This is a genomic window from Streptomyces sp. ActVer, from assembly GCF_027270795.1.
In the GTDB taxonomy this organism is placed as follows: Bacteria; Actinomycetota; Actinomycetes; order Streptomycetales; family Streptomycetaceae; genus Streptomyces; species Streptomyces umbrinus_A.
On record NZ_JAPWHT010000789.1, the window covers coordinates 1 to 2,328 of the forward strand.

Below are 2,328 nucleotides of genomic sequence, written 5' to 3' on the forward strand. Positions count from 1 at the left end.
AGCAGGGGGATGCGGGGGCCGGAAGGGCGGCGCCCGTCGACGGGACAGACGGGCGGCGGCTTTCCGCTGCAGCGCCCCCTGGGCAGAGGGCACGGCGAACCGCTGTCTTTTAGGGGCGCGGGGAACTGCGCGACCAGCCCCAACGCACCCGCACCCTCCCCACGATCCAACGCCCCACCCACACTTACGTATCGCACTCCAGAACAGTCCGACAAAGCCCACACCGAGCCCGAACCCGCCCCCGCACCGGCACCCGAATCCGCTGATGACAGGTCGGACAGGGAAACGACACCCGCAGCGGCCCGCGACCGTCCGGCGTGAAGGCATACGGGGCGTCGACGGACGGCGCCCCGACGACGTGATCCTGCGCATGCCGGCGATCCTTCGCGTAACGCCGCCGCCCCACCCACCCCGCCGCGGTCAGCGGCGGCTGCCGCTCGTCGTGACGGGCCCGCGTCATCCCCTTCGTGTATGCGGTGTACGCCTGCGGGCTGGTGAACCAGGTCGCCGGATCCTCACCGAACACCAGCGACCGCTTCGCCAGCACGTACCCGAACTCCTCCGGCGTCAGATAGCCCAGCTTCTGCGAGGACGCCGAGTCCTCCCGGTACGCGTCGAGCAGCAGCCAGCCCGCGCCGAGATACGTCGTCGCCGTGTCCGTGAGGATCTCGTTGTCGCGCGTGCCGGGGAACGACAGGTCCAGGCGGTGCAGATAGACGTGCATCACCTCGTGCGCGAGCGCCGCGCCGATGTCCCTGCGGTGGGTGCGGAAGCGGTCGTTCAGCTCGATGAAGTACTCGGGGCCCGCGGCGAGCTCGACGTTCGCCGCGTGCTCCATCTCGCGGAAGCCCACGATCATGCGGGCATCCGGCAGACGGAAGTGCCGTACCAGTTCGCGGGCGACCCGCTGGGCACCGAGATGGAGATCGTCCGTGTCGCAGAACGCCACGTCGGCGGGGGCCACGCTGGTGGCGAAGGTGTGGATGGTGTCGTACGAGAGCCGTTTGTACAGCGCGGTGATCGCCGCCCGCACCGTGTCCAGGTGCGGGTAGCCGTGCTCGACCGGACCGCCGTTCGTCACGTCCGTACCCCCAGAGAGGCCCTGAACCCCATTCCACTTTAAGGGGACGCGAGCGGATTCTCCTGGGTTGGGTTGCCCGGTGGGGAAGTGAGATCCACCCTTGCCGCCCATGCGTCATGATCCTCATACTTCTGTGCGCTCTTCTGCGCACTCAACCCCCCATGAAAGGGATCATGTTGACAAACAGGGCAGTCAGTCTCCTCAAGAGATCCGCCTTCAAGCGGGCCGCGGCGATCGGTGCCGTCGCCCTCGCGACCGCCAGCCTCCAGCCCGTCGCCGCGCACGCGGCGCCGGTGCCGGTCGTCGGCGGTACGCCCGCGGCGCAGAACGAGTTCCCGTTCATGGTCAGCCTCTCCATGGGCTGCGGCGGTGCCCTCTACAAGAAGGACGTCGTCCTGACCGCCGCGCACTGCGTGGACGGCTCGGGCAACACCACCCGGATCACCGCCACGGCCGGGGTCGCCGACCTCAACGCCTCCGGCGCGATCAAGGTCAAGTCCACCAAGGTCCTCCAGGCCCCGGGCTACAACGGCAACGGCAAGGACTGGGCGCTCATCAAGCTCGCCCGGCCCATCAACCTGCCCACGCTGAAGCTCGCCACGAACACCCGCTACAACAGGGGCACGTTCACCATCGCCGGGTGGGGCGACACCGCGGAGAACGCGAACACCGGTTCCACGCAGCTCCTCAAGGCCAAGGTGCCGTTCGTCGCCGACCGCCAGTGCAAGCGGTACTACGGCGGTCGGCTCATCGCCGGACAGGAGATCTGCGCCGGCGTCCCGCGCGGCGGGGTCGACACCTGCCAGGGCGACTCCGGCGGGCCCATGTTCCGCAAGGACGACAGCGGGAAGTGGCTCCAGGTCGGGATCGTCAGCTGGGGCGACGGGTGCGCCCGGCCGCTCGTACCGGGTGTGTACACCGAGGTGTCCACGTTCTCCGCGGCGATAGCCCGGGCCGCGGCGACGCTTTAGCCTCCGGCAGGGCGGGTGGAGTGGGCGTTCGCGGTGTTCTGCCGGGGGCGCCTGCTTGCTTTTGGGTGCGGGCCGGTGGGGGGCTTGTCGCGCCCACGCGGCGGAGCCGCACAATGTCACAGCCCCGCGCCCCTTGAAAGTGGCCCGAGTGACATCGTGAAGCCGCTTGGCGTTCGCTAGTCCCCGCCACCAGCCTCGCCCCCCGCCTCGCCTGAACCTCCCGCCTCGCTTGCCCCGCCCACGCCCCGCAATACCGGAGGCCCGGACGCCTCCTCG

General features: G+C 69.8%; 2 protein-coding genes. One reads left to right on the forward strand and one right to left on the reverse strand.

The annotated features are described in order from the left end of the window. Positions 1 to 184: 184 nt before the first annotated feature. The gene (locus tag O3Q52_RS52060; protein WP_269655393.1) at positions 185 to 1,081 is read right to left on the reverse strand and encodes a hypothetical protein; all 897 of its coding nucleotides are present in this window, start codon (positions 1,079 to 1,081) and stop codon (positions 185 to 187) included. A gap of 173 nt (positions 1,082 to 1,254) precedes the next feature. On the opposite strand from O3Q52_RS52060, the gene O3Q52_RS52065 reads away from it, so the two are divergent. After that, complete coding sequence (locus O3Q52_RS52065) at positions 1,255 to 2,052, forward strand: trypsin-like serine protease (protein ID WP_269655394.1); 798 nt, start codon at positions 1,255 to 1,257, stop codon at positions 2,050 to 2,052. Positions 2,053 to 2,328 lie beyond the last annotated feature (276 nt).

Bases quoted from the DNA above. Each gene is read 5' to 3' on its own strand.
- O3Q52_RS52065 (WP_269655394.1), top strand. From the start codon at position 1,255: ATGTTGACAAACAGGGCAGTCAGTCTCCTCAAGAGATCCGCCTTCAAG.